The sequence below is a fragment of the Actinopolymorpha singaporensis genome, assembly GCF_900104745.1.
GTDB classification, from domain to species: Bacteria; Actinomycetota; Actinomycetes; order Propionibacteriales; family Actinopolymorphaceae; genus Actinopolymorpha; species Actinopolymorpha singaporensis.
The window spans coordinates 2467779-2494474 of record NZ_LT629732.1; the positions used below are offsets into that span (position 1 = coordinate 2467779).

The 26696-nt window shown below is 67.9% G+C and carries 22 protein-coding genes; 13 read left to right on the plus strand and 9 right to left on the minus strand.

Annotation, left to right across the window (positions count from 1 at the left end):
* Positions 1-129: 129 nt before the first annotated feature.
* A complete protein-coding gene (locus tag BLU27_RS11220) occupies positions 130-2790 on the plus strand; it encodes a hypothetical protein (RefSeq protein WP_157728430.1) in 2661 nt (886 codons plus the stop codon).
* A 5-nt stretch (positions 2791-2795) separates the two neighbouring features.
* On the plus strand, positions 2796-3656 hold the full coding sequence (locus BLU27_RS11225) for a TolB-like translocation protein (RefSeq protein WP_157728432.1): 861 nt from the start codon (positions 2796-2798) through the stop codon (positions 3654-3656).
* Here the strand turns inward: BLU27_RS11225 and BLU27_RS11230 are convergent.
* Positions 3635-4411, minus strand: a complete 777-nt coding sequence (locus BLU27_RS11230) for an IclR family transcriptional regulator (RefSeq protein WP_092653041.1) — start codon at positions 4409-4411, stop codon at positions 3635-3637. The genes BLU27_RS11225 and BLU27_RS11230 overlap by 22 nt on opposite strands.
* Positions 4412-4608: 197 nt before the next feature.
* Between BLU27_RS11230 and BLU27_RS11235 the strand changes: the two genes are divergently transcribed.
* From BLU27_RS11235 to BLU27_RS11255, 5 genes are read left to right on the plus strand one after another with little or no spacing between them, the layout of a single operon-like run.
* Positions 4609-6585, plus strand: a complete 1977-nt coding sequence (locus tag BLU27_RS11235; protein WP_092653043.1) for an ABC transporter substrate-binding protein — start codon at positions 4609-4611, stop codon at positions 6583-6585.
* On the plus strand, positions 6585-7574 hold the full coding sequence (locus BLU27_RS11240; protein WP_092653045.1) for an ABC transporter permease: 990 nt from the start codon (positions 6585-6587) through the stop codon (positions 7572-7574). The genes BLU27_RS11235 and BLU27_RS11240 overlap by 1 nt, the downstream gene beginning before the upstream one ends.
* Positions 7575-7592: 18 nt before the next feature.
* The gene (locus BLU27_RS11245; protein WP_092653047.1) at positions 7593-8801 is read left to right on the plus strand and encodes an ABC transporter permease; all 1209 of its coding nucleotides are present in this window, start codon (positions 7593-7595) and stop codon (positions 8799-8801) included.
* A gap of 11 nt (positions 8802-8812) precedes the next feature.
* The gene (locus BLU27_RS11250) at positions 8813-9853 is read left to right on the plus strand and encodes an ABC transporter ATP-binding protein (protein ID WP_092653049.1); all 1041 of its coding nucleotides are present in this window, start codon (positions 8813-8815) and stop codon (positions 9851-9853) included.
* Positions 9850-10905, plus strand: coding sequence for an ABC transporter ATP-binding protein (locus BLU27_RS11255; protein WP_092653051.1), 1056 nt, complete (start codon positions 9850-9852; stop codon positions 10903-10905). The genes BLU27_RS11250 and BLU27_RS11255 overlap by 4 nt, the downstream gene beginning before the upstream one ends.
* A 23-nt stretch (positions 10906-10928) precedes the next feature.
* Here BLU27_RS11255 and BLU27_RS11260 read toward each other — a convergent pair whose 3' ends face one another.
* The 5 genes from BLU27_RS11260 to BLU27_RS11280 form a co-directional block, all read right to left on the minus strand.
* Entirely contained in the window at positions 10929-11402 is a 474-nt protein-coding gene (locus BLU27_RS11260) for a Rieske (2Fe-2S) protein (RefSeq protein WP_092653053.1), read from the minus strand.
* A gap of 27 nt (positions 11403-11429) precedes the next feature.
* Positions 11430-12473: an amidohydrolase family protein gene (locus tag BLU27_RS11265; RefSeq protein ID WP_241827910.1), complete on the minus strand. Its 1044-nt coding sequence runs from the start codon at positions 12471-12473 to the stop codon at positions 11430-11432.
* 80 nt (positions 12474-12553) lie between these two features.
* Positions 12554-13468, minus strand: a complete 915-nt coding sequence (locus tag BLU27_RS11270; RefSeq protein ID WP_241827911.1) for an amidohydrolase family protein — start codon at positions 13466-13468, stop codon at positions 12554-12556.
* A 291-nt stretch (positions 13469-13759) separates the two neighbouring features.
* Positions 13760-14659, minus strand: coding sequence for a serine hydrolase (locus BLU27_RS11275; RefSeq protein ID WP_197681782.1), 900 nt, complete (start codon positions 14657-14659; stop codon positions 13760-13762).
* Positions 14656-15588, minus strand: coding sequence for a LysR family transcriptional regulator (locus tag BLU27_RS11280; RefSeq protein ID WP_172804932.1), 933 nt, complete (start codon positions 15586-15588; stop codon positions 14656-14658). The genes BLU27_RS11275 and BLU27_RS11280 overlap by 4 nt, the downstream gene beginning before the upstream one ends.
* A gap of 86 nt (positions 15589-15674) precedes the next feature.
* Between BLU27_RS11280 and BLU27_RS11285 the strand changes: the two genes are divergently transcribed.
* The gene (locus BLU27_RS11285) at positions 15675-17348 is read left to right on the plus strand and encodes a penicillin-binding transpeptidase domain-containing protein (RefSeq protein WP_241827912.1); all 1674 of its coding nucleotides are present in this window, start codon (positions 15675-15677) and stop codon (positions 17346-17348) included.
* 39 nt (positions 17349-17387) lie between these two features.
* Here BLU27_RS11285 and BLU27_RS11290 read toward each other — a convergent pair whose 3' ends face one another.
* The gene (locus BLU27_RS11290; RefSeq protein ID WP_092653063.1) at positions 17388-19001 is read right to left on the minus strand and encodes an FAD-dependent oxidoreductase; all 1614 of its coding nucleotides are present in this window, start codon (positions 18999-19001) and stop codon (positions 17388-17390) included.
* Positions 19002-19171: 170 nt separating this feature from the next.
* Here BLU27_RS11290 and BLU27_RS11295 point away from each other — a divergent pair, with 170 nt between their 5' ends.
* From BLU27_RS11295 to BLU27_RS11315, 5 genes are all read left to right on the plus strand, one after another.
* Positions 19172-20209 (plus strand): D-isomer specific 2-hydroxyacid dehydrogenase family protein, encoded by a 1038-nt coding sequence (locus tag BLU27_RS11295; protein WP_092653065.1) that lies wholly within the window; start codon positions 19172-19174, stop codon positions 20207-20209.
* Complete coding sequence (gene vanA, locus BLU27_RS11300) at positions 20202-21245, plus strand: D-alanine--(R)-lactate ligase (protein ID WP_092653067.1); 1044 nt, start codon at positions 20202-20204, stop codon at positions 21243-21245. The genes BLU27_RS11295 and vanA overlap by 8 nt, the downstream gene beginning before the upstream one ends.
* Positions 21242-21943, plus strand: a complete 702-nt coding sequence (gene vanX / locus BLU27_RS11305; RefSeq protein WP_092653069.1) for a D-Ala-D-Ala dipeptidase VanX — start codon at positions 21242-21244, stop codon at positions 21941-21943. The genes vanA and vanX overlap by 4 nt, the downstream gene beginning before the upstream one ends.
* 50 nt (positions 21944-21993) lie before the next feature.
* Positions 21994-22863 (plus strand): aminoglycoside phosphotransferase family protein, encoded by an 870-nt coding sequence (locus BLU27_RS11310; protein ID WP_092653071.1) that lies wholly within the window; start codon positions 21994-21996, stop codon positions 22861-22863.
* 149 nt (positions 22864-23012) lie between these two features.
* Positions 23013-23390 carry a hypothetical protein gene (locus BLU27_RS11315; protein ID WP_241827913.1) on the plus strand — a complete coding sequence of 126 codons (378 nt, stop codon included), beginning with the start codon at positions 23013-23015 and terminating at the stop codon, positions 23388-23390.
* A 431-nt stretch (positions 23391-23821) separates the two neighbouring features.
* Here the strand turns inward: BLU27_RS11315 and BLU27_RS11320 are convergent, their stop codons facing one another.
* Together BLU27_RS11320 and BLU27_RS11325 are read right to left on the minus strand one after the other, a co-directional pair.
* The gene (locus BLU27_RS11320; protein ID WP_092653075.1) at positions 23822-25300 is read right to left on the minus strand and encodes an FG-GAP repeat domain-containing protein; all 1479 of its coding nucleotides are present in this window, start codon (positions 25298-25300) and stop codon (positions 23822-23824) included.
* Between the two features lie 124 nt (positions 25301-25424).
* A complete protein-coding gene (locus tag BLU27_RS11325; RefSeq protein ID WP_157728434.1) occupies positions 25425-26564 on the minus strand; it encodes a nucleotidyltransferase family protein in 1140 nt (379 codons plus the stop codon).
* Positions 26565-26696: the final 132 nt, after the last annotated feature.

The window sequence follows — 26696 nt, forward strand, 5'->3', positions numbered from 1 at the left end:
GAAATTTGAGTTCTACGATACGAAATCAGTCCTCTAGGTCCGGCGTCTCCGCCGAGCACCGCGGAGCACCCGTCGGCCTCCCCACGCGCGGACAGACGTGCACGCTGACGACCCAGGAAGGGACGACGGATGAGTGCTTCGGCCGGTCATGACCATGCCGCGACGGTCCTTGTTGTCGTGGACCCCACGAGTTCGGTGGCGAACGAGTCTCCGGTGCGGTGGTCGGTCGACTACCTGGCCGAGACCCTGGAAGGGGCCGGCGTCGTCGTGCGGCGGCCGTCGGGCCGGCGAAGGGACCGGCAACCGGACTCGCAGCAGGACTCCCAGCCGGACTCGCAGCCGGACTCGGCCGACGTGCTGATCCGGGTGGCAGGTGGGAACGCCGGTCCCGCGGAGTCCTTCGAGCTGAGCCGCCCGGACGGGGCCGACGGACAGGTGAGCGTGGCGGGAGCCGACGCGCGCGGTCTGGCGTACGGCGTGCTGGAGCTGGCCGACCGTGTGCGCTGTGCCGAGGACCCCGTTGCCGAGCTCCGCAGTACGGAGCCGGAGAGCAAGCAGCCGGCGACGCCGGTACGAAGCATCCTGCGGACGTTCACCAGCGACGTGGAGGACAAGCCGTGGTTCTACGACCGGGACTTCTGGTCGGAGTACCTCACCGAGCTCGCTGTCAACCGGATCAACCGCTTCCAGCTGGCGTTCGGGATGCAGTACAACTACGGGCATCACCCCGCGACGGAGAACTACTTCTGCTTCCCGTACCCCTTCCTGCTCGACGTTCCCGGCTTCGACGTCGGCGTAGGAAACGTGCCGGCCGAGGAACGCGAGGCCAATCTCGCCACGCTGAGGTACATCAGCGACGAGGCGAAACGGAGAGGGATCCATTTCCAGTTGGGGCTGTGGAACCACGCCGACGACCAGGGCGAGGGCTCGGCACCGCTGTATCCGGTCAGCGGCATCACCCCGGACAACCATGCGGCGTACTGCGCCGCCGCTCTCGACCTCCTGCTTCGGGAGTGCCCGTCGATCGACGGGCTGACGATGCGGGTGCACTACGAGGGCGGCATCCCGGAGCCTGACCACGAGGCGTTCTGGCAGACCGTGATGGGGGCGGTCGCCGCTGTCGGACGCCCGATCGAGATCGACATGCACGCCAAGGGCGTGGACGAGGCGCTGCTCGACATCGCCCGCGGGACCGGATGCCGGGTGGTGGTCTCGGCGAAGTACTGGGCAGAGCACCAGGGCCTGCCGTACCACCAGACGACGATCCGCGAACGCGAACGTGCCACGAAGGAACCCGGAACCGGGCTGATGGCGATCACCGCGCACCAACGCCGGTTCACCCGTTACGGCTATGGCGACTTCCTGCGCGAAGGCAGCGACGTCGGGCTGCTGTTCCGCATCTGGCCCGGCACGCAGAAGGTGTTGCTCTGGGCAGATCCGGTCCTGGCCGCCGGGTACGGCCGGCTGGGCACGATCGGCGGTGCGCTGGGGATCGAGTGGTGCGAGCCCCTGAGTTTCAAGGGCCGCAAGAACACCGGGGAGCCGAACGGCAGAGATCCCTACGCCGATCCGGCGTTGCGGCTGGACGGGCAGGACTGGCGCAAGTACCGCTACTCCTACCGGCTGTGGGGGCGGCTGCTCTACGACCCGGACGCCGATCCTGAGCAGTGGCGGCGGTTCCTGCGGGCGGAGTTCGGTGACGCGGCCGAGGCCGTCGAGAACGCGTTGGCGCCGGCGAGCCGGGTGCTTCCGTTGGTCACCGTCGTGCACGGCATCGGCGCGTCGAACAACGGCTACTGGCCGGAGATGTACCTCAACATGCCGATCGCCGGCGGTCCCAACGCCGACCACTATCGCGGTGACACGGCGAGTCCGCCGACCTTCGGCGGGGTGAGCTCGTTCGACCCCAGCATGTTCTACCGGGTGGACGAGTACGCCGAGGACGTCGTGGCCGGCCGCCGCGACGGGCGGTACTCGCCGATGGAGGTGGCCGACTGGCTGGACCGGCTCGCGGAGGAGGCCGAGCAGAATCTCGCGGTGGCGCGGGACAAGTCGGCACGGGCGGACGATCCGGAGTTCCGTCGGGTGGCGATCGACGTCGCGGCGCAGGCAGGGCTGGGCCGGTTCTTCGCCGGCAAGTTCCGGGCCGGTGTGGCGTACGCCCTGCACGAGCGCACCGGCGACGCCAGCCACCTGGGCGAAGCGGTGGCCGCGTACCGGGCTGCACGAGACGCCTGGGCCGGCGTGGCGGAGGTGACCACCGGCGCCTACCGGCCCGACCTCACCTTCGGTGACCTGCGCTCCGAGCACGGTCACTGGGCCGACCGGCTACCGGCGATAGAGGAGGACCTGGCCGACCTCGAACGGCGGTTCGGGCAGGCGAGGACGGCGGAAGCCGCCGCGGAGCAGGGGCCTCCGCTACTGCCCGCGGTCGAACGGATCCGGTTCGACCACACCCCGCCGCCGCCGTTCGCGCGCGGCGAGGAAGTGCGGATCGAGCTCACTCCGAGTGCAGCGTTCGACGGAACGGTGGTCTGCCACTACCGCCATCTCAACCAGGGTGAGGATTTCCGGACCGTCGACATGAGCGTCGACACCAATGCCGACAGGGGAGGGGACGGCATCGGCACCTACGGCACGAGTGTCGGCGGCAACTACACCGATTCCGACCATGCCCTCGTCTACTACTTCACCGTTCACCACCCCGCCGGGGACGCGTGGATCCTTCCCGGGCTCGACCAGACGCTGGCCAACCAGCCGTACCACGTGATCCGGCAGCGACAGGAGTGATTCCGGTGCCCAACGAACGGGCAGACGTCCCGCATGTGCTCGACGACCCACCGCCGTTCCACAGCAAGCTTCTCGACTACGGCGAACGGCCTTACTGGTCCGCGGACGGGACCAGGATCGCGTTCGTCGAGACGAACTACGGTGATGTCTGCGAGCTGGACGTCGAAACGGGCAAGGTACGCAATCTCAGGCAGGGGCCGGGAGAACACCACGCCTTTCTGCGCGTGCTGATCCTTGCCAACGGCGACTACCTCCTGATCGGCCCACGTACGTTCAAGGATCGTGACACCAGCCGGCACGTGGAGTCGGAGCTGTGGGTACTGGACAAGAACGCCGACCGGCCGCCGAAACCGCTCGGCGGTCGCATCTTCGAAGGTTGCGGTGTGTCCGCCCGGACCCCCCTGATCACCTATGCCGTCGGTGGCCGCAACGACCCGGATCGGCTCGAGCCGGATGCGTACGAATGCCATGTCACCGAGATCGTCTACGGCGACGACGGCCCCGAGTTCGGCCGGGACACGGTCTTCTACCGGACCCGGGGCACGCTCCGCCCGGAGCCACAGGACTTTCGCCGAGACGACACGGAAGTGGTGTTCGCGGAGTATGTCGCGGGCGCCGAGCCTCCTCACCCGCGATGTGTGGTCAGGGGTTGTCACGTCGAGACGGGGGAGTTCACGACGTACGTCGAGGAGGCGATGGTGCACAACGAGTGCGAAGGCATCTTCCCCGACCGCGACCACATCTGTCTGGAATCCTCCTGCGACACCGAATGGCCGCTGTTCCCACCGCGCGAACCAGTGGGAGACTCCCGCCGACCGAGCCCGCGACAACGCCCGGAAACTCCTCAGCTCTCCCGTTCCTGGTAGCTGAGCTCCGCCGACAGGTCGCTCGCTGCCTGCCGCAGCAGGGGCACGGCGCCGGCCACCACGTCGTCGGTGATGCGAGCTTCCGGGCCCGACACCGAAAGCGCCGTGGGGGTTGGTGTTCCGGGGACCGTCAGCGCGACACAGCGCACTCCCACTTCCTGTTCGCCGTCGTCGATGGCGTACCCACGTTTCCTGATGGTGGCGAGTTCCTCGAAGAACCTCCGTCGCCGGGTGATCGTGCGTGGTGTCCGGGCCGGCATCCCGGTGCGGTCCAGAATGGCCCGGACCTCCTCGTCGGTCTTCAGTGCCAACAGCGCCTTGCCCACCCCGGTGGCGTGCAGGGAAACGTGCCGTCCCACCTCGGTGAAGATCCGCATCGCGTGCTCAGACTGCACCTGTGCGACGTACACCGCCTCGTCACCGTCCAGCAAGGCGAGGTTGGCGGTCTCGCCGAGGGCCTTCATCAGGCTGCGCAGGTGTGGGCGAGCCCAGGTGCCGAGCATGCGGTTGGCGGCCTCGCCGAGCCGGATCAACCGTGGGCCGAGGGCGTACCGCCGTGACTCCTCCTGGCGTACGTACCCGCCTGCGGCAAGCGTCCGCAGCAGGCGGTGGATCGTCGGTGCCGGCAGCCCGGAGGAGGCGGCGAGTTGGCTGAGGGTGACGTCCCCGCCCGCATCCGCCAGGAGTTCGAGCAACTCCAGCGACCGCTCGACGGACTGCACGCCACCGGTTCGCCGGCCAGAAGGCTCTGTCATGTGTTGTTTCCTCCGCTTGGTGGGCGGGCCTCACCCCGTGGTGTCGGCCGACGTAGACGGTGCCCGTATCCGGTCACCGGAGGCCTCAGTATCTCGTTGACGACGTGAGACCTCCCTCGTAACCTCGGCGCTACCAGTAGTTCCACCATGTGGATTCCTTTTTCCATGGAACGCGACTCCCGAAGGGGGTCTGGTCGATGCCTGGGAATTTCGGTTCGAGACGCGACATCTCACGCAAGGACTTCCTCGCGCTGGGGGCGGCACTGGCCGGCGCCAGTCTGCTCCCCGGTTGCAGCGCCTTCTCCATGGATCCGGACACCGCCGACCGGTCCAAGTCCGGTGGCAAGGCGGGTGCGGGTGCGGGTGCGGCGGGCAAGGGCAAGGAATCCCCGATGCTGGCGGCGCGAGTGAAGGCGGGGAGCCTGCCGCCGGTGGAGAAGCGACTACCGGCGAACCCGAGAGTCATCCAGCCGCTGGAGCGGCTCGGTGTCTACGGCGGCACCTGGCGCACGGTCGAGGCGAGCACGGACCCGAGCTGGCTGTGGATGACGGTGTGCCACGACCACCTGATCTCGTGGGATCCGACCTGGACCAAGATCATTCCGAACGTCGCCGAGTCGTACGAGATCAGGGGCAACGGTCGGGAGTACGTCTTCAAGCTCCGTGAGGGTATGAGGTGGTCCGACGGCCAGCCCTTCACCGCCGACGACCTGCTTTTCTGGTACGAGAAGATCTACCTGAACAAGGAGATCACACCGGTTCTCCCGTCCACGCTGCAGATCAACGGCAAGCCGTTGGTGGTCGAGAAGCAGGACGACCAGACGGTGACGTTCAGGTTCCCCGAACCCAACGCCGTCTTCCTGCAGAACCTCGCCATCCACGGGCCGCCGTTCCGCCTGCTGCCACGCCACTATCTCGAGCGGTTCCACAAGGACTTCAACCCCGAACTCGGCAATGACTGGGCGCAGAAGTTCCTGGAGAAGATCGACGAGCTCAACAACGTGGACCTTCCGGTGGTCACGGGATGGGTGCCGAAGAACCCGCACGGAGACGGCGACCGTCAGGTCTGGGAGCGAAACCCCTACTACTTCAAGGTGGATCCGGACGGCAGTCAACTGCCGTACATCGACAAGGTCGTCTTCACGTTCTTCCAGGAGCAGGGGCCGCTCATCCTCCAGGCGGCCAACGGTGACGTCGACCTGTACATGCGGGCGGAGGTGACCACGCCGAAGAACCGCCCCGTGCTCGCACGCGGAACGCGGACCGGCGGCTACAAGCTGGTCAAGGTGAAAGACCCGACCCACAACACCGTCGGCATCTGTCTCAACCTCACCCACGAGGACCCCGACAAGCGAAGGATGTTCCAGAACAAGGACTTCCGCATCGGCCTGTCGCACGCCATCAACCGTCCGCAGATCATCGACCTGGTGTTCCTCGGGCAGGGCGTGCCATGGCAGACAGCGCCCAGGCCCGAAGTGCCGTTCTACAAGTCCGACGACATGGGCAAGCAGTACACCGAGTACAACCTGGAGCTGGCCAAACGGTATCTGGACAAGGCCGGTTACGCGCGGACCGACGCGAGAGGCCGCCGGCTCGGTGCGGACGGCAGGCCGATCGTCATCAGCGTGCTGATCCAGAGTCGCTACCCGGTGATGATCGACGCGATGGAGTTCGTGAAGGGAACCTGGGCGAAGGTCGGGATCGAGTTGCGCATCGACACCGCGAGCCCCGAACTCGTGGGTACCCGCATGGACGCCAACAAGTACGACTGCACCCTGGACGTCGGTGAGCTCGGCTACAAGGGGATGCTCACCGACCCGCGGTGGTTCTTCGCCACCGGCGGTTCGTCGTACGCGCCCTTGTGGTCACGATGGTACGAGGGCGGAACGCCGCAGGAGAAGCCGCCGGAGGCGATGCGCCGCCAGGCGGCGATCTACCGGCAGAAGGTGGTGGGTTCCAGCGACGTCGACACGCAGTACGCCGGCATGCGGGAGATCATCGAGATCGCCCGGGACGAGTTCTGGACCATGGGCATCAGCAGGCCGGCCGAGTCGTACGCGATCGTCAGCGACCGCATCCACAACGTGCCCGGTGACAACAAGATGTGGCTCGCCTTCAAGTGTCCGTACCCGGCGGTGACGAACATCAGCCAGTACTACCTGGAAGGGGAGTGATGCTCACCTTCGTAGTGCGCCGTGTGCTCTACATGGTCCCCACGGTGTTCCTGATCTCGGTCGTGACGTTCGCGATCATCTCCCTGCCGCCGGGTGACTACCTGACGACGTTGGTAGCGCAGATGCGGGCGCAGGGAGTCCAGGTCGACGCGGGACAGCTCGCCACCCTCGAACAGCGGTACGGGCTGGGTCAGCCGCTCTACGTCCAGTACCTCAAGTGGGTCTCGGCCATCGCCCTGCACCTGGACTTCGGCCAGTCGTTCCAGTACAACCGGCCGGTGGCGGACCTGCTCGCCCAGCGGCTGCCGCTCACGATCGTGATGGCGCTCACGACGCTGGTGTTCACCTGGGTGATCGCGTTCCCGGTCGGGCTCTACTCCGCCGTTCGGCAGTACTCGCTGGGGGACTACCTCTTCACCACGATCGGGTTCCTCGGCCTGGCCGTGCCCAACTTCCTGATCGCCCTGGTCCTCATGTATCTCGGATACCGCTTCTTCGGCCTCAGCGTGGGTGGGTTGTTCTCTCCGACGTTCGCCGACGCGCGGTGGAACCTCGGCAAGGTGGTCGACCTGCTCGGCCACCTCTGGGTGCCGGTGGTGGTGCTGGGGACGGCCGGCACGGCGGGACTGATCAGGATCCTGCGGAACAACCTGCTGGACGAGCTGCGCAAGCCCTATGTCGTGGCCGCCAGGGCTCGCGGCATCCGCGAACGCAAGATCGTGGTGAAGTACCCACTGCGGATCGCCATGAACCCGTTCGTCTCGACCATCGGGTGGATCCTGCCGCTGCTGGTCTCCGGCGAGGTCATCGTCGCGCAGGTCCTGTCGCTGCCCACCACGGGCCCGTTGCTGCTGAGCGCCCTGCTCAGCCAGGACATGTACCTGGCCGGGTCGCTCATCCTCATCGTCAGCGTCCTCACCGTCATCGGAACGCTCCTGTCCGACATCGCGCTGGCCTGGCTGGACCCGCGGGTCCGGCTGGGCACCTGACAAGCCGGGAGTGCGACCATGACCACACTGCCGGAGAACCCGCAGCCCCGGCGCACAGAGTCCGCAACGGCAACCGCCGACGCGCCCGAGTCCCGGCAGGCCGAAAGCCGGCCGAACCCGCCGCGAGGACGGGCGCACCAGCGTGGCTCGGCGAGCCAGTCGAGGCTGGTGTGGCGGGCGTTCAGGAAGCACCGGCTGGCCATGATCGGGGCCGCGGTCACCCTTCTCCTCTACCTGGTGGCGGCGTTCGCGGAGTTTCTGGCGCCGTTCTCGGTCGCGAGGTTCGACCAGGCCCACCCCTACGCGCCACCACAGCGCCTGCATGTCGTCGACACCAGCCAGGGTGGGTGGGAGTTCGGGCTCTACGTGAACGGGTACGTCGCGGGCAGGGATCCCGACACCCTCGAACGCGTCTACCGGGTCGACACGTCGAAGAAGGTTCGGGTTCGGCTGTTCGACCGTGGGGAGGAGTACCGGCTGTGGGGGTTGGTCCCGAGCCGGATCCACCTCGTCGGACCGGTGGACGACCGTGAGCCGATGTACCTCCTCGGCTCCGACCGGAGCGGGCGCGACCTGCTCTCCCGCCTGGTCTACGGCACCCGCGTCTCGATGACGATCGGCCTGATCGGCGTCACGATGGCGTTCGTGCTGGGGGTGGTGCTCGGCGGCATCTCCGGCTACTTCGGCGGCCGGACGGACACCCTCATCCAGCGCGCTGTCGAGTTCTTCATGTCCGTTCCCACTCTGCCGCTGTGGCTCGGGCTCGCGGCGGCGGTTCCCAGCGGCTGGGGACCACTGAGACGTTACTTCGCGATCACGGTGATCCTCGCGACGTTCGCCTGGACCGACCTCGCCCGGGTCACCCGGGGGCGCTTCGTCTCCCTGAGGGTGGAGGACTTCATCAGCTCCGCCAGGTTGGACGGCAACCGCCCGGCGCGGATGATCTTCCGGCACATGCTTCCGCTGTTCACCAGCCATTTGATCGCCTCGCTCACCCTGTCGATCCCGGGCATGATCCTGGCCGAGACCGCCCTGTCGTTCCTCGGACTGGGCCTGCAGGCGCCGGTCGTCAGCTGGGGAGTGCTTCTGCAGGCGGCGCAGGACGTGCAGGTCGTCGCCACGGCGCCGTGGTTGATGCTGCCGGGCGTGGCCGTCGTCCTTGCCGTACTTTCACTCAACTTCGTCGGGGACGGCCTGCGTGACGCGGCAGATCCCTACCGGCAGTAGGAGAAAACCCGATGGCGCCCGACGCACTGCTGACCGTCGAGGGACTCAGGACCCACTTCTTCACCGACGAGGGCGTGGTGCGAGCCGTCGATGGTGTCAACCTGAGCCTGCCGGCTGGTCGTACTGTCTGCGTGGTGGGAGAGTCCGGCTGCGGCAAGAGCATCACCGCCCGCTCCATCCTGGGCCTGGTCGATCCACCGGGGCGGATCGTCGACGGCCACATCTGGTGGAAGGAACGCACCGACCTCGCGGCGCTGGACTCCCACGGCGAGCAGATGCGCCAGGTGCGGGGCGCCCAGATCGCGATGGTCTTCCAGGAGCCGATGGCGTCCCTGTCGCCGGCGTACACGATCGCGAACCAGTTGACCGAGGCGATTCTGGCGCACCGGACGATGTCCCGGGACGAGGCGTGGCGGCGCGGCGTCCAGTTGCTGGAGCGGGTCGGCATTCCCCGCCCCGTGCAGACCATGAACAGCTACGCCTTCCAGTTGTCCGGCGGCATGTGCCAGCGGGTGATGATCGCCATGGCCCTGTCGTGCGAGCCGAGCCTGCTCATCGCCGACGAGCCCACCACCGCCCTCGACGTCACCACCCAGGCCCGGATCATCGACCTCCTGGTCGACATCCAGTCCGACACGGGCATGTCGATGATGTTCATCACCCACGATCTCGGGGTGGTGGCCGAGATAGCGGACGAGGTTGTCGTGATGTATCTCGGGACGGTCGTCGAGCAGGGAAGTGTCGACGACATCTTCCACGACCCGAAGCACCCGTACACCAGGGCCCTTCTCGCCTCCGTTCCCACCATGGGCAGGGGAGCACGCCAGCCGCTGAACTCCATCCGCGGACAGGTCCCACATCCGCTCGACCGGCCGGGCGGATGCCCGTTCCACCCGCGGTGCGACGACGCCGTACCGGGGCTGTGCGAGACCGTCGACCCGCCCGTGGTGGAGCTCGGCGGCTCTCGACGAGTCCGTTGCGTACGACACGACCCGGACGTGATGGCCGGCCACACCGCCGTGGTCCCGGAGCTCGGAGAGGAACGTCGATGACCTCTGCGCCACAGGAGCCGCTGTTGCGGGTGGAGAACCTGCAGATGCACTTCCCGATCAGGGGGCGGGGGCTGTTCGCCCGTACGAGGGGTCATGTCCACGCCGTCAACGACGTCAGCTTCACCATCCGCCCTGGCGAGGTGCTCGGGCTGGTCGGTGAGTCGGGCTGCGGCAAGACGACCCTGGGAAGATGCATCGTCCGCAGCGTGCAGCCCACCGGCGGTCACCTGCACTACCGGACCGAGGGCGGTGGCACGGTCGACCTGGCCGCGCTGGGAACTCGTGAGTTGCGCCCTTACCAACAGCGGATTCGGGTCGTGTTCCAGGATCCGTTCTCCTCGCTGAATCCCAGGATGACGATCCTACAGATCGTCGGTGACCCGTTGGTCGCCAACGGCCTGGCGCATGGTTCGGAGGTGGAGGACCGGGTGGCGGAGATCCTGAGCCGGGTGGGGCTGTCCCCGGGCCACATGCGCCGCTATCCGCATGCCTTCTCCGGGGGAGAGCGGCAGCGGGTCAACATCGCCCGTGCCCTGATCCTGCAACCCGAGCTTGTCATCGCCGACGAGGCCGTGTCCGCCCTGGACGTCTCCGTCCGGGCGCAGATCCTCAACCTGCTCAGGGAACTGCAGGACGACCTTGATCTGACGTACCTGTTCATCTCGCACGACATGTCGGTGGTGGAGAGCATCTGCAACCGCGTGGCCGTGATGTATCTCGGCAGAATCGTGGAGCTAGCGGACACCGACCAGGTGTACCGCCGGCCCGAGCACCCCTACACCGAGGCGCTGCTGTCCGCGGTGCCCCGGCCCGATCCGCGCCTACGCGGCACCGGCCGAAGGGTTCGACTGTCGGACAACTTCCCGGACCCGGCGAACCCCCCGGACGGGTGCTACTTCCACACCCGATGCCGGTACGCCGACAAGGAGCGCTGCGTCGCCGAGGCGCCAGACCTCCGCGCGGTCACCGGAGATCACCTGGCGGCCTGCCATCACTCCGAGGCGCTGCGGCTGGCCGGGGTGGTCTCCGAGCACGCAGATGAGTCCCGCTGATGACTCGGTGGCAACCGCCTTCGTCAGAGGTGAAGGACCACCAGCCGACGGTCGACCTCCACGCGGTAGGTCTCGGCCTCGTAGGGTCCCCGCTGGTAGCCGGCAGCGTCCAGGTCCGCCTCGCAGGCGGTGGCGCCTCCCTCAGTCTCGACGGAGGTCCCGGTCGTGGTCTCGACCGAGGTCTCGTACGTCGCGACCCTGGTCTTCGCCGGATCGAACCACGACCGTCCGGACCTGATGTCGAACTCCCACTGGTGCCACGGACATCGCACGATCTCGCCGCGCCGTACGTAGTCGTACTCTCCCGGGGTCCTCGAGCTCACCAGCCCGGACACGACGCCCTCGCACAGCGGGCCGCCCTCGTGGGGACACTGGTTGCGGATCGCGAAGAAGTCTCCGCCCAGGTTGAAGACGCCGATCGACCGGCCCTCGACCGACACGATCTTCCGCTGCCCGGGCGGTATGTCGTCCACCTGCGCGACCACGTGCTTCGGCATCGTCCCAACCCTTCGAAGGTCGCGGGGTCACCCGAGCCCGTACAGGTCCTTGGCGTTCCGGGAGAAGATCCGTTGCCGGTCCTCCTCCGGTAGCCGAACCCGGAACGCCCGGTCGGGATCGTCGTAGTCCCAGTGCGGATAGTCGGTGGAGAACATCACTCGCTCGGAGCCACCGAGGTGTTCCAGCACCGTTCGGATGTCGCGGGGATCGTGCGGTTCCTCGATCGGTTGGGTGGTCACCCAGACGTGCTCGCGGATGTACTCCGACGGTTTGCGCGTCAGCTGCGGCACCTCGTCCCTGAGCCTGCGCCAGTGCTTGTCGAGTCGCCACATCAGCGGCGGAAGCCAGGCGAAGCCACCCTCGATGAGGACGACTCGCAGGCCGGGGTAACGCTCGAAGACCCCTTCGCAGACGAGGCTCACCACATGTGCCTGGAACGCCTGTGCCATGTCGGTGTGGTCCTCGATGTAGTACGACGGCCAGCCCGAGGCGGTGACCGGCACGCCGCGGGCTCCGCCGCCGAAGTGAACGCCTACCGGAAGGCCGTGGCGCTCGGCGGCCTCGTAGATCGGCCAGTACTTGCGCCGACCGAGCGGCTCGGCCGTACGTGCGATCAGCAGTACCTGGACGAAGCCCGGCTGGTCGGCGTAGCGGTCGATCTGCTCGACCGCGAGCTCGGCATCCTCGTACGGCACCGCGATGCCGGCCCGCAGACGCGGCTCCTTTTCCAGCCATTCGGCGATCTGCCACTCGTTGGTGGCCCGGCACAGCGCCGAGGCGTAGTCCGCGTTGAGCTGGGTGCCGGCGGGTCCCAGACAGTTCAGGACGCCGTACTCGATGCCTTCCGGATCAAGGTGCTGCCTGCGCATGAACTCCAGATCGCCACCCGGTGGCCTCCCCGACGGTGGCCAGGAGTCGTGGCGGGCAGCAGCAGGACTTCCCTTGGGGTAGAACGATCCTGGATGGGTCCGCGATCCGAAGAGCTCGCCGTGTCTGCGCCAGCGAGCGGACAGGTAGGGGTCGAGCGCCCCCGGCCAGACCGCATTGTGAATGTCACAGTCGACCACCATGCCGCGGTTCCTTGTGGCGGTCGCGACCATGACGTGTCCTCTCGTCGTCGCCATGCTCCTTCGGAGCCTGCCGTGCTTCTTCAGAACGTGTAGGTGTCGTGGGCGTTGCCCGCAAGGATCCTGTGCTCGACCTCGCGCGGCAGGCCGGACGGGAGTACGCCCTCGTCGGAGTCGAACTGCCAGTGCGGATAGTTGGTGGCGAACATCAACAGCTCGTCCGAGCCGAGCTGTTCGATCGTCTCGACCAGGTGCTTGGGGTCGTCCGGCTCGTCGAGCGGTTGGGTCGTGAGCCGTACGTGGTCACGAATGATCTGCGAGGGCGGCCGATCCACCCACGGAACCTCACGACGTAGCCCCTTCCAGTTCTTGTCGAACCGCCACATCAGGCCGGGCAGCCAGGTGAAGCCGCCTTCGGTGAGCACCACCCGGAGACGGGGGTACTTCGTGAAGACACCCTCGCTCACCAGGCTGACCACCTGCGCCTGGAACGCCTGCGCGTAGGAGACGTAGTCCTCGAGGTAGTACGACGGCCAGCCCACCGGAGTCGTGGGGTTGCCACTCGTACCGCCGGCGAAGATGCCGACCGCCAGGCGGTTCCGCTCGGCGGCCTCATAGATCGGCCAGTACCGCCGTTTCCCGAGCGGCGTCTCGGCGCGCACCGGGAGCAGGACCTGGACGAATCCCGGATGCCGGCCGAGCCGGTCGATCTCCTCGGCAGCCGAGCCGGGACTCTGCGGCGGTACGACGATCGAGCCGCGGAGCCGGGTGTCATGGGCGAGCCACTCGGTCGCCAACCAGTCATTGACAGCCCTGGCCATCGCCAGCGCCCAGTCCTCGTTGTGGAGTGACGAGATCTCCAAACCACAGTTCAGTACGGCGTACCTGGCCTGCCAGCGATCGAGAAGGCGGTCGCGGAGCAGGTGGAGGTCTACCGACGGGCCGGGCAGCTTCGGGTACCGCTCCGCGCCGATCGTCCCTACACCGCCTTCCGCCATGTAATCCTGCCACCGTGGCTGGAGGAACGGCCTGAGAACGTCCACGGAGGAGACGGCCACGCGTACGTCACAGTCCACCAGCTCGGCCTCCCCCCATCGCGGGAGCCGGCCCGGAGTCACGGCGCCGGACGTAGCCATCATCTCGTCGCCCTCATGGAAGTGCCTCGTTGTCGGTTGTGGAACAAAAGTTCCACCTGGTGACAGCCTTGTCACGGTCTCCGGTGGCGTCAAGGTTCCGCCACGGCCGAAGCCTGACCCTGTGCGTAGTGCCTGCGTCGTACGCGAAGATGCTCAGCGCAGGGCGGCGACGGCGATCTTCGCGGCCCGTGCAATGGCGGCGTCCGCGGCGGGGAGGATCAGTCTGTTTCGCGGAGACCGGGTGAACACCGCCACGGCGTACGCCTCGCCGTTCGGGTACTCCACCACTCCGACCTCGTGCCGAAGTGCGATGAAGGTTCCCGTCTTGCCGGCGACCACCACGTCGTCGAACGGGAACGCCGCCGCGAGCCGCTGGGTCCAGATCTGCTGGGCGAGCACCGTCCGGATGTACGCGCACTGACCCGGCGACGCCGCCCGGTCTGCCCAGATCGCCGCGAGCAGGCTGGTCATGTCCTGGCAGGTGCCGACGGTGCTGCCGGGATCGGCCGGATCGAGGACGGGGATCTGGTCCATGGTGCCCGAGTCCCGCAGCCACGCGATCGCCTCGGCCAGGCTGGAGCAGCCGCTCTCCTGAAGGACGGCATCGAACAGGTCCCGGGTACCTCCGGTGATCCGGGTCTGGTGCAGGCCGAGATCGTCGAGCAGCGAACGAACCCGGTGGAGTCCCACGGCGTCGAGGAGTTCGTCCGCGGCGGCGTTGTCGCTGACGGCGATCATCGACCGGGCAAGGTCACGCCAGGAGACGGTGACGGCATCGGCCATCGCCGCGAACCCGGTGCTTCCCGGCGTTCGCCGCGAGGGTTCGAGGATGACGGTCGCCTCCGGCTCGATCTCGCCGGCGTCGACCATGCGGGCGTACGCGACGAGCAGTGGCAGCTTGAACACCGAGGCCAACGCGACCTGCTCGCGGGAATGGTGGCCGATCTCCCGGTCCTCGTCGTGCAGGTCGACGGCGTGCAGCCAGCCCCAGACCCCCGCGTCCTCGAAACACTGCCGGATCGCCAGGCTCTCCGCGTTGGTCGTGGGGGTCACGGCGCGGGCACCTCCGAGACCGGCCGCGGCGCCGGACCGAGGCCGCCCGGTCGCCGGGGGGTGCCGAGCACGTCCTGGAGTATGTCGGGGAGCCGCCGTGCCGGGCCGGTCAGCGTCCCGGCCCACGCCACCCGGAGGGAGAGAGCGAGCGGATCGCCGTCCAGCCGTACGATCCGGACCCCCTCGCCCGACCCGGGTGGGTCGGTCGTGAACGCCACCACCCCACCCGCGGCGATGAGCCCGCGCGCGACCCGCTCGTCCGACATCTCCCGCACGACGCGTGGCAGGAACCCGTGCCGCTCGCACATCGCCAGGAGATCGTCGTGCGCGGCGGGCGCCTGGTCGCGGGCGGGGAGCAGCAGTTCGTACCCACCCAGGTCGCGGAGCCGCGGGGAGTCGCGGACGGATCCGTCGTCGGGTACGAGACAACGCAACGGCACCTCCAGCGTCGGTCCGAGGGTGAGGCCGCGCGAGACGATCGGCTCGTGGAGGACGCCGAGGTCGGCGCGCCCGCCGAGTAGGTCCCGGATCAGGTCTCGGGTGGTCTGCTCGCTCACCTCGATGTCGGCCTCCGGGACGGCCCGCCTGCACGCGGCGACCACCTGCGCGTAGTGGCCGCGGCCCAGGCCCGAGGCGACGCGGATTCGGAGGACTTCCCTCTCCGGGTCGCGCTGCCGCCTCGCCAGGAGATGCAGCTGCTGGACCTCGTCGAGCACTCGCTGGGCCGTGGGCAACAGCGCGCGGCCTGCCTCGGTGAGCCGTACGCCCTGACTGTCCCGATCGAAGAGTCGCGTACCGAGTTCGTCCTCGAGCCGTCGCAGACCCTGCGACAGCGGAGGCTGGCGCATCCGAAGCCGCTGGGCGGCCCGGCCGAAGTGTCCCTCGGCGGCGATCGCCGTGAAGTACTCCAGATGCCGAACCATGTCCATGAGCAGGGATGATATCCAGGCCGGGATAGTCGTCCGCACCATATCCATATTGGCGCCGGATGGAGGCGATCCTGTTTGATCGCCGGGTGGAACTTGTGACGGAGTGGGAGCTGGAGCAGCGTCGCAGGCAGCGGCGGTTCCGGGCCATCGTGGGGGGCGTCGCCGTGACACTGCTGGTCGTCGGGGGAGCGGGCGGCGCCCTGATGCTCTTCGGCGACCCCGGCCGGGCCGCGGAGCGGGAATCGGCGGTGCGCGCCCAACAGCGGATGGACGCGTTCGCAACGGCCTGGGAGAAAGGCAGATGGGCGGCGGCGGGGAAGCTCACCGACAGCCCCACGAGTGCGGCGTCGCTTCTCGCGTCCGTACATCGCAACCTCGCGCCGACTGCGTTCACGATCGAGGTCGGCCGGCCGAGCGCGAGCGAGCGGGACGACAGCACGTCCGTGACCTTTCCTTTCACCGTACGGCTGAAGGTGCCGCGGGTCGGCCCGTTCACGTACGGGTCGAGGGCGCGAGTCGTGGAGACCTCTGCCGGCCGGGAGGTCGTCCACTTCGAGTCGTCGACGGTCCATCCGGAACTCGAGGCAGGCCAGACGCTCGCCGTCGCGAAGATGTCGACGCGCGGATCGGTGCTCGATCGCAACGGTGACGTTCTGAGCACGCCCTCACTCGTGGGGCGGGTGGACGAGAACGGCGTAGGGGTTTCCGGCCTGCAGAAGCGCTACGACGAACAACTCGGCGGCTCCGGACAGGCGTACGCGATCGCGATCACCGATCGCCAGACCGGCCATGCGGTGAAGCCCCTCCAAAGAACCGGGACCACGCGGCACGGCGAGGACGTGCGCACCACGATCGACCCCGGCGTGCAGCGCGCGGCGGCTAAGGCGCTCGAAGGAGTCGCCACGCCGGCGGCGATCGTCGCGACGCAACCCTCCAGCGGCGACATCCTTGCGGTAGCTAACCGGCCCGGCGGGTACAACCGTGCACTGGTCGGGGAGTACCCGCCGGGATCCACGTTCAAGGTGGTGACAGCCGCCGCCCTGCTCCGGACCGGCTTGCGCCCCTCGGACCCACTCGACTGCCCGAGATTCGAATGGGTGAACGGCTACCGCTTCACCAACCAGGACGAGTTCGTGCTGCCCCAGGGGTCGACGTTCAGGGACGCGTTCGCCCACTCCTGCAACACCGCGTTCGTGCAGGCCCGTGACCGAATCGACGACGCCGCCCTCGCCAGGACCGCGGCCGCGTTCGGCATCGGCGGCACCTGGGACACCGGTGTGGGCACCTACGACGGATCCGTGCCGACGAACAGCGACGTCAACGACAAGGCCGCCTCGATGATCGGCCAGGGTCGCATCCTCGCCTCGCCACTGGTGATGGCCTCGGTCGCCGCCACGGTGAAGAACGGGAAGTTCGTCCAGCCCAGGCTGGTCCCCGAGGCGGTCCGCCACCCCTACCGGGCACCGGAGTCACTCGATCCGGGCGTCGTCGACGACCTTCGGTCGATGATGCGCTCGGTCGTCACCGAGGGCGCGGGCAAGGCCCTGCGGGGGCTGCCCGGCCGCCCGCACGCCAAGACCGGCACCGCGGAGTACGGCGACGAGACTCCGCCCCGCACCCACGCCTGGATGATCGGCTACCAGGAGACCAGTGACATCGCGTGGGCGGTTCTTCTCGAGGGCGGTGGGTCCGGAGGCTCCGACGCCGGGCCGATCGCGGCAGCCTTCCTGAGGAACCTCAGCGGTAGCGGGCCTTCCTGACCTTCGGTCTGGGTCAGTGGGTCAGTACGGTCAGTACGGTCAGTACCCCCTCACGTCCGGCCAGTGACGCTCGACCCCGGCCCGGTCGAGCACCCGAGCGAACTCCGCGAAGCGGGCCTCGTCGCCGTGGACCTGCTGGGGTTCGGTCCCGGTTTCGATGCAGTGCGCCGCCAGCCGTCCGGCGACCTCGCCGATGTTCCACTCGACCGGGTGCAGCCGGAACGAGCCGTTGCTGATGTGGGTGGTGCCGAGGTTCTTCGCCGCCGGCAGGAGGTTGCGCATCCTCCTCGGAACCATCGCTCCGAGCGGGATCTCGAACGGCACGCTCTCCAGGTCGATGTAGGTGTCCCCGCCGGTGCTCGGATGCAGGTCGAGGTGGTAGCTGCCGATTCCGACCGAATCCGTACGGGAGACCCTGCCGTAGGGTCCGAGCACGTCGAGCGACACGTCGTTCTCGGTGACGGTGGTGAGAGCTCGGATGCGCCGGGACTCCCGGATGTACGGTGCCTTCGCCAGCCCGTCGACAGAACCCGTCACGTCGCCGCGCAACCGCAACCCCGGCCAGCCGGTCCCGCCGTCCGGCCGCGGCGCCTCGGTCTGCAGCCAGTACAGCAAGGAGAAACTGAGCTGCCTGGCCGCTGTCAGGCTGGCCTTGACGGTCTCCTCGTCGACGTCGACAACGTTGCCCAGCCAGTAGTCGTTCATCGGCCAGTTGACCAGGGTGATGTCGGAGTCGAAGCTGCCCGGCTCGTGCATCCCGCGGGCGAGGATGCGGCGGAAGAGCCACAGGTCGAGGTCTCCGCCGTCCTTGCTCTGGTCGGCGGTGACCTCCAGCGGGTCGTCGTCCGGATTGGGCACGAAGGTGCGGGGCACCGGTTCGAGCGTCCGAGGGTGCGGTGCCAGCAGGCCGAGCAGCGGGCCCGGCCAGAAGTCGGGACGATACTCCCGCCAGAAGGAGTACGTCTCCGGCCGGTCGATGGTGTGGTCCTCACCCGCGCGGTGGTCGATCGCGAAGCAGAACGTGAAGCCCTGCTGGTTCCCGGGCGCGGCTTCGGCCGGTGCGTGCGGCTCGTCGTACTCCTCCCGCGACTCCGCGCCGGTGACGTACTCCGTCTTCGTCAACGCCAGCAGGTCACCGCACTCGGTGGCGTCGATGACGTACGGCGCGGACACGGTGACATGGCGTCCCGTACGCCGGTCCTGCAACTCGACCGCGCGCACGTGATCACCGTCTGTCTCGGCGGACACCGGCACGGTCTCCAGCAACATCGTGAGCCGGCCGGCGGCGCGGTGGGGCGCGAGCATCGCCTCCAGGACGGCGAGCGCAACCCGGGGTTCGTGGCACAGTTTGCTGACCCGGCCGGCACCCGGGTTCAACCGGGGGTCCTCGGCGGCGCGGGCCCGCAGCGGGTAGTGCCGGCGGTAATAGGCGCGGATGCCCTCACGAAGCTCGCGGTACGTCGCGGTGGCGCCGAACTGCTCGATCCAGGGGTTCTCGTCCGGGGGAACCGCCTGGCTGGTCAGTTGCCCACCTATCCAGTCGGTCTCCTCGGTGAGTACGACCCGTCGCCCGGCGCGGCAGGCCGCGAGGGCGGCGGCCACACCGCCCAGCCCGCCGCCGACGACGAGCACGTCCGCGTTCAGTTCAGGCATCGTGTCCTCTTCTGGCTGAGTTCTGGTTGTGTTCTGGTCTCGGTCGGCGGGCGGAGGTCCGGCAACCCGAGCCTAAGGCCCTTCTCTGGTAAGCCGGCGTCGGCGCATGTCGTCGGCGTATCGAAAACCGCATACGGGCCGGCAACACCACGCCACCTTGACTTGGGGGCATGACCCACAGCGGACCAGTACCAAGAGCCGCCTCCCGCCTCCGATCCGTCGCGGCCCCCTCCTCGTCCGTCCCCACGAGGGGAATCACGATCTACGGGTGCGGCCAGGACGAGGCTGCGCTCTTCCGGCAGTTGGCGCCGCGCTTCGGCGTACTGCCGACCATCACCGAAGCAGGGGTGTCCGAGGTCAACATCGAGTTGGCGGTCGGGAACCGATGCATCAGCATCGGGCACAGGGCCCAGGTCACCAACCCCGCCCTGCTCGCACTCAGCGAGGCCGGCGTGGAGTACATCTCCACAAGAAGCATCGGATACAACCATCTCGACGTGGAGTACGCAGCGAGCATCGGCATCACCGTCGAGAACGTCGTCTACTCACCCGACAGTGTGGCCGACTACACGCTCATGCTGATGCTGATGGCGGTTCGTCATGCGAAGTCCACCATCCGACGCGTGGACGCTCACGACTACCGGCTGAGTGACGTACGCGGGAAAGAGTTGCGCGACCTGACCGTCGGCGTGGTCGGAACAGGGCGCATCGGCAGGGCGGTCATGGACAGGCTGAGTGGTTTCGGCTGCCGGGTCCTGGCCCACGACAGTCAGCCTGTGGCCACCGCCGACTACGTGCCTCTCGAAGACCTCCTACACCTCAGCGACATCGTCACGCTCCACACGCCACTCACTCCGGAGACTCACCACCTTCTTGATGGTGAACGTATCGCGCGGATGAAACCCGGTGCGTTCATCGTCAACACCGGACGTGGGTCGCTCGTGCAGACCGAGGCCCTGCTCTCGGCGCTGGAGAAGGGCGAACTCGGCGGCGCGGCGTTGGACGTCCTCGAGGGAGAGGACGGAATCTTCTACGCCGACTGCCGGGACAAATCCCTCGAAGGCCTGCCGCTGGCACGCCTGCAGCAACTGCCGAACGTGCTCGTCAGTCCGCACATCGCCTACTACACCGACCACGCCCTGAGCGACACCGTGGAGAACAGCCTCGTCAACTGCGTGAACTTCGAAAGCGGGGAGCATCATGGATAGGTTGAAGATCGGAATCATCTTCGGAGGAGCGTCCGAGGAGCATCCCGTCTCGGTCAAGTCCGCGCAGGAGGTCGCGAAGAACCTCGACACTCGGAAGTACGAGCCGTTCTGGATGGGGATCACGGCGGGCGGCGCCTGGAAGCTCTGTGACGGTCCCGGCGCGGGCTGGGAGGTAGGCGACGACTCGCACGCGGCGATGCTGTCACCGGACAGAAGTGTGCACGGTCTCCTCGTCCTGAAGCAGGGGCGCTACGAGGCGGTCAGGCTGGATCTCGTACTGCCCGTTCTGCACGGCAGGCTCGGCGAGGACGGTGCGATGCAGGGTCTGCTGGAACTCTCCGGCATCCCCTACGTCGGCTGCGACGTCCAGAGCTCTGCCCTGTGCATGGACAAGGCTCTCGCCTACACCGTCGCCGGAAGCGCCGGAATCGCAACGCCGAACTTCTGGACGGTCACCGCGGACGAGAAGCCGGATCCCGAACTGTTCGCCTACCCCGTCTTCGTGAAGCCGGCGCGTTCGGGGTCCTCGTTCGGCGTCAGCAAGGTTTCTCGTGCAGAAGAACTGGCCGCTGCGGTGCAGACCGCGAGGCAGTACGACTCGAAGGTGCTGATCGAGGAGGCCGTCGCCGGCAGCGAGGTCGGATGTGCCGTCCTGGGAGACGACCTGGAGCTGGTGACAGGCGAGCCGGATCGAATCGCCCTGTCCCACGGCTTCTTCAGAATCCATCAGGAGAGTCGGCCCGAGAGCGGTTCGGAGAACTCGACCCCGATCGTCCCCGCAGACATTCCGGTCGAGATGCGCCGAGCCGTTCAGGAGAAGGCCAGGGCCATCTATCGCGCGCTGGGATGCAGAGGTCTGGCGCGGGTGGACATGTTCCTGAAGGACGACGGAACGGTGGTCCTCAACGAGGTCAACACGTTCCCTGGCATGACTTCCTACAGCCGCTACCCGAGGATGATGGCGGCCGCCGGTTTGCCGCTTGCCGAGGTGATCGACCGGATCGTGTCGTTGGCGCTGCCCGGGAGGATCCGGTGAGGGACGGCTTCGTCTTCGTGGACGAGTGCGTGCCCGGAGTTCGCTGGGATGCCAAGTACGCCACCTGGGACAATTTCACCGGCAAACCCGTGGACGGGTACCTTGCGAATCGTATTGTCGGCACGAGGACGCTGTGCGCGGCACTGCAGAAGGCCCAGGGCATGGCGGCGTCTCTTGGCTTCGGCCTGCTTCTGTGGGACGGCTATCGCCCGCAGCGCGCGGTGGACTGCTTCGTGCGCTGGTCACGACAGGCGGAGGACGGCCGGACGAAGCTGCGGCACTATCCGAACCTCGAGAGAGCCCAGATGCTCGAGAAGGGCTATGTCGCCGCCAGGTCGGGTCACAGCCGGGGCAGCACCGTCGACCTGACGCTCTTTCACCTGGCCACCGGTGAACTCGCTCCGATGGGTGGTGACCACGACCTGATGGATCCGATCTCGCACCTCGGCGCACGAGAGATCACGCCGATCGAGGCGAAGAACCGGCGGTACCTCTGCTCGATCATGGAGGGCTCCGGGTTCACCCGGTACGACTGCGAGTGGTGGCACTACTCCCTCAGGGAGGAGCCCTACCCGGACACGTACTTCGACTTCCCCATCTCCTCACCGGTAGCCGCGGGCCTGCAGCTCGTAGAGATCTCTGCCCACCTGGACGACAAGCAGAGAAGGACCCAGGCATACCGAGAACACTCCACGTGATCTACTGACCGGATGCCAAGCGGGGTGGACCCGATGGGTGGTGTGCGCCGATGAGTCTGGACGTCGTTCAGGCGCTCAACGAGTGGGCCGGCTTGGGGTTGGAGCTGGTGGGCCTGATCGAGGAGGGGCAGTCAGGTGCCGCCTGTGTTCGCCGGCCGGACGGCAGGGACGCGATCGTCACGACGGCGTTCGCGTCCATCGAGCTGATGCGTCAGACGGCCGATGTGCTGGCGGAGGTTCGCACGCACGGGATCCCCGTCCCGCTTCATGAGTTCGTCTTCGACCTCGGCGACGGAAGGGTCGCAGTCGTGCAGGAGCGTCTGCCGGGCTCGACCGTGACGAAGCCCGACGCCGGCACTGTCGACGCCATCATCGCGATGAACGAGCGGTTCGCGGGCCTGCTGGCCAACAGGCCGGAGGTCGCGCCACCTCCGCTCAGCCTTGGCCGGCCCGGAGACCAGATCCCGGCGGAGCTGATCGAACGGCACAGCCCCCGAGCCCGGCGCCTGCTCCACGCAGTCCGCCGCGTGGCCGGCGACCCTGACGCCGAAGTAGTCGGCGACGACCTCGTCCATGTGGACCTGACGGTCGCCAACATGCTCTTCGACGCGACTGGTGCCATCTCCGGTGTGATCGACTGGAACTACGGCGTCGCCCGCGGCGATCGGTACTTCGGCGTCGTGAAGCTCCTGCACACGTTGAGTTTCGCCGCGGCTTCGCCCGACACCGACGTGGACTGCCGCCCCACCGCGGACGTGGTGGCCCGGGTGGAGGAGGTGCTCGCCCGCTGCCTCGACCCGGACATGCTGCGGCGGTACTGGGCACACCAGACGGTCAACATGCTGTATGTGAGCCGCCGGTGGGGAACCGAGGAGGCGTTCACGACCTACCTCGACCTCGGCGAGTCCAAGCTCGGCTGACCTCGACGCCAACCGACCGGGTAGTGCGGTGGGAGCGGACGTTTTCGAGGGGCGAGGTGGGGTAGCGGCTCGTCATGACTTCGCTGCCCGAACAGCATGGGTCGGCAAAGCGTCCCGACCGACCCGTCGTTCATCGTCGTCCGGATGGGGTGAGCGATGCGACCGTCGCCGCGCTCGGAAAGCTGTCCGAGGCGTTCGAGGTCGTGGAGCATGCGCGCGGCGTGCTGTTCGAGTTCCACCGCCTTTGCGGCACCGCCGACCTCACCCTCCAGGACGCGGTCGCCGAGCTACGTGAGGCCGGCCATCCGGAGCTCGCCGACGAGATCGACGACTGCCTGGTGGGGCGCGACGTCGTCGACGGCCGGTGGAGTTTCCAGCTCGTCGAGGCCTACGACCAGCACTACTGGAGCGTGTTCCGCGACGTCGAGCGCGCGGCCCGGCAACGGGTCGGCGATCTGCCGCGGCACCTGTTCGAGGCGGAGATGAAGCACCGCGAGCAAGGAGGAGCGCCTGACGGCGTTTCGTGAGGCGACCGGGTCCACTGCCCGGGGTGACCCCTGCCCGCCCGCCGAGGAAGGTTGCGTACCTCTTGTCCCGGCCGGTGTGTGGGCGCTGCCGAGCAACCAATTGAGTGGTGGCCTCACTGCCGCCCTTGCCAGAATCCACGTTCGGTGACCGGAAACATCGAACGTGGGTGGTGACACGATGTCCTGACGACCCGGCGAGCGCGGCCCGACGATTCCGTGATCTCGGGTAAGCTCCGCGACCGCCTCAGTGAACGCCTTGCCGATGACCGACAACTCTTCGAACGTCTCCTCGGCCATCCGGTGCCCCATGACTGGAGCTGGGCGACTTCGGCGTCCGTCTGAGCGCGCAGGGTCCCTGGCTACCGACGGGAACTCCGCCGTTCGGCGCGTCGAGACGGACCAGTTCGACATGTACCGCCTCGTCGACAACCTCAGGTGACGACGACTGGCCTGGGTACCGGGCCGGAGCCTTGGTTGTAGGAGACGTAGACGCCGGCGTCGCCGAAGCCCACGATGTCCCCGCGTCCGTCACCGGTCAGGTCGGCGACCACGCGAGGGTGGCGTTCGACTCGCCAGCTGCCCTCGTTGTAGGCGAAGTTCTGTACGACGTATTGCGGGGACAGGGGCCCGGTCGTGTCGAGGACGGCGACCCACACGCCGTCGTCGGCGAAGCCAACGATGTCGCTCGCGCCGTTGCCGGTCAGGTCGGCGAGCAGGCGCGGAGTCGTGGTGACCAGCCACTGATGGTACGTAGTACTGGTGCCGAAGAACGGAATCAACCGCTGTGCGGGCTCGAAACCACCGGCGCCGTCGTTGAGCGCCACCCAGACTCCGGCGTCGCCGAAGCCGATGATGTCGGCGCGGCCGTCGCCGGTGAGGTCGGTGACGAACCGCGGGTGGGCGTCGACGCGCCAGCTCTGGTCGACGCCGAAGTTGTCGAGTACGTACCGGGCGGGTCCGAAGTTGCCGGTGCCGTCGTTGAGGGAGGTCCAGACTCCGGCGTCGCCGAAGCCGATGATGTCGGCGCGGCCGTCGCCGGTGAGGTCGGTGACGAACCGTGGATGTTGGTCGACGCGCCAGCTCTGGTCGACCCCGAAGTTGGCGAGTGCGTACCGGGCGGGTCCGAAGTTGCCGGCGCCGTCGTTGAGGGAGGTCCAGACTCCGGCGTCGCCGAAGCCGATGATGTCGGCGCGGCCGTCGCCGGTGAGATCGGCGGCGAACCGCGGGTGGGCGTCGACGCGCCATCCTTGGTCGACGCCGAGGTTGTCGAGTACGTAGTGGGCTGCGCCGAAGTTGCCGGCGCCGTCGTTGAGGGAGGTCCAGACTCCGGCGTCGCCGAAGCCGATGATGTCGGCGCGGCCGTCGCCGGTGAGATCGGCGGCGAACCGCGGGTGGGCGTCGACGCGCCATCCTTGGTCGACGCCGAGGTTGGCGAGTACGTAGTGGGCTGCGCCGAAGTTTCCGGCGCCGTCGTTGAGGGAGGTCCAGACTCCGGCGTCGCCGAAGCCGATGATGTCGGCGCGGCCGTCGCCGGTGAGGTCGGTGACGAACCGTGGATGTTGGTCGACGCGCCAGCTCTGGTCGACCCCGAAGTTCGCGAGCACGTACCGGGCAGGTCCGAAGCCGTGGCCGTACGGGATCAGCCAGGGGTCACTGCCGTGCTGCACCGCTTCCGCTGTCGAGGCGAACACGTAATGCCCGTCCGGGTCGTAAACGATGTGGTCGGGCGTGGACGCGTCGGTGGGGCGCAGGATGCGGAACCATCCCTCGCGACCCGGCCCACCCGGGAGGACGCAGAACATGTTCGCGCCGGACGTTCGGGACACGACTTGCTGGTTCTCGTCGTAGATCACCACGTCTCCGCTCGGGCCGACTGCCTCGACCCACGGAAGTCCAGGCTCGAGTCCCATCCGCCGCCACCTCCCGTTTCCCAGCCTTTGCGTGCTGTCTGCGCGGCTGCCGGGCCGACCAGCGAACCGCACCCGGCCTGATCAGATTGTGAACCGTCGCAAAGACGAGTGTGGCCGTTCTTCCTCAAGTGAGCGAAGGCGGAGGGAACGTCAGCCTGCCGCGAAGCTGAGCGCCCACCGCCAGCGCGGCCGTGATCTCCGCTCGGTCCGCGGGCAGCCGCAGGCCGCGACACCACTGTTCGAACAGCGCAGGCTCGGCGCGAAGGGCCTGATGAAACTCCGCGACCTCCGGCGTCTCGGACAAGCCGTTCAGCCGGAGGTTGAGGGCCTTGCCCACGTTCAGCCGGATGGACACCTTCAACAGCCAGTCGAGGTAGGACGCGAGATCGGCGGCACGCCCGGCGCCTCGCATGGCCGCCACCTTGTGGGCGATCTCCTCGTACGTCTCGTCAGCGTAGGTGAACACCGCCCACGCCGCGTCCTCCGGCCCCAGTCGACGTACGAGCTCCGGGTCGGCCAGCCACTCCCGCAACGCCCCGGCCAGCACATGGAAGGCCTGCACTCCGTACGCGGCGGTCTCGAGGTCGACGTCCAGCCCGAGGCCCCGCTGCAGTGGCTCGTAGAGGTGTCCGCTTCCCGTCGTCTCCAACGCGCTCCGGGCGCTGGCCAGGAAGTGAGTGGGGGAGGCGCGCAGCGCGCTGGTCTCGATGAGCGCGACTGCGACGTTCTCCAGTGCCAGGCGGGCAAGCAGTGTCGCCAACGTGAGGTCGTCGTCGGCGTCGGTGAGCAGGCGGCGAGCGGCCTCGGAGTGGGCGAGGCTCGCGTCGTACCAGGGCCTGGCTCGCCGTGCGCACATGTCCGGGTGGCGGAAGGTGGCGCTGACGCGGGCGCGCAGGCCCGCGAACCAGCCGTCGGTGTCGGCGAAGATCAGCGAACGGGCGACGCGGGCGTGCCAGATGCCTTCGTCCACAGCGTTCTCGAAGTACTCGGCAGAGATCCGGTCGATGTCGGCGAACACCGGCGACGTCGGCAGTTCCGGGGTGGTGCGTCCCAGGATGTCGGCCACCCGGACCCGGGTCACCAAGCGGTAGCCCACGGGCCTGTCCAAACACAGCATGAGATCGATGTCACTGGCCTCGTTGGCGTCGCCCCACGCCACCGAGCCGAACAGGACCGCGGCTCGCACGTCGTCGTCGGGAAGCTTCGCCACCAGCCTGCGGGCGACCTCGGCCATGCGCCGGCTGATGGACGCGTCGTCGTTCACGAGCACCAGCTCCCTCCCCCGGACCGATGCCAAGACGAGGCCCAGGTCTGTCAGGCCTGTCCTACGGATCATGGCGGTTCGTCTGCGAGCCGCGTGGATGCACTTTGCCGCACCTATCGAGAAACGATAGAT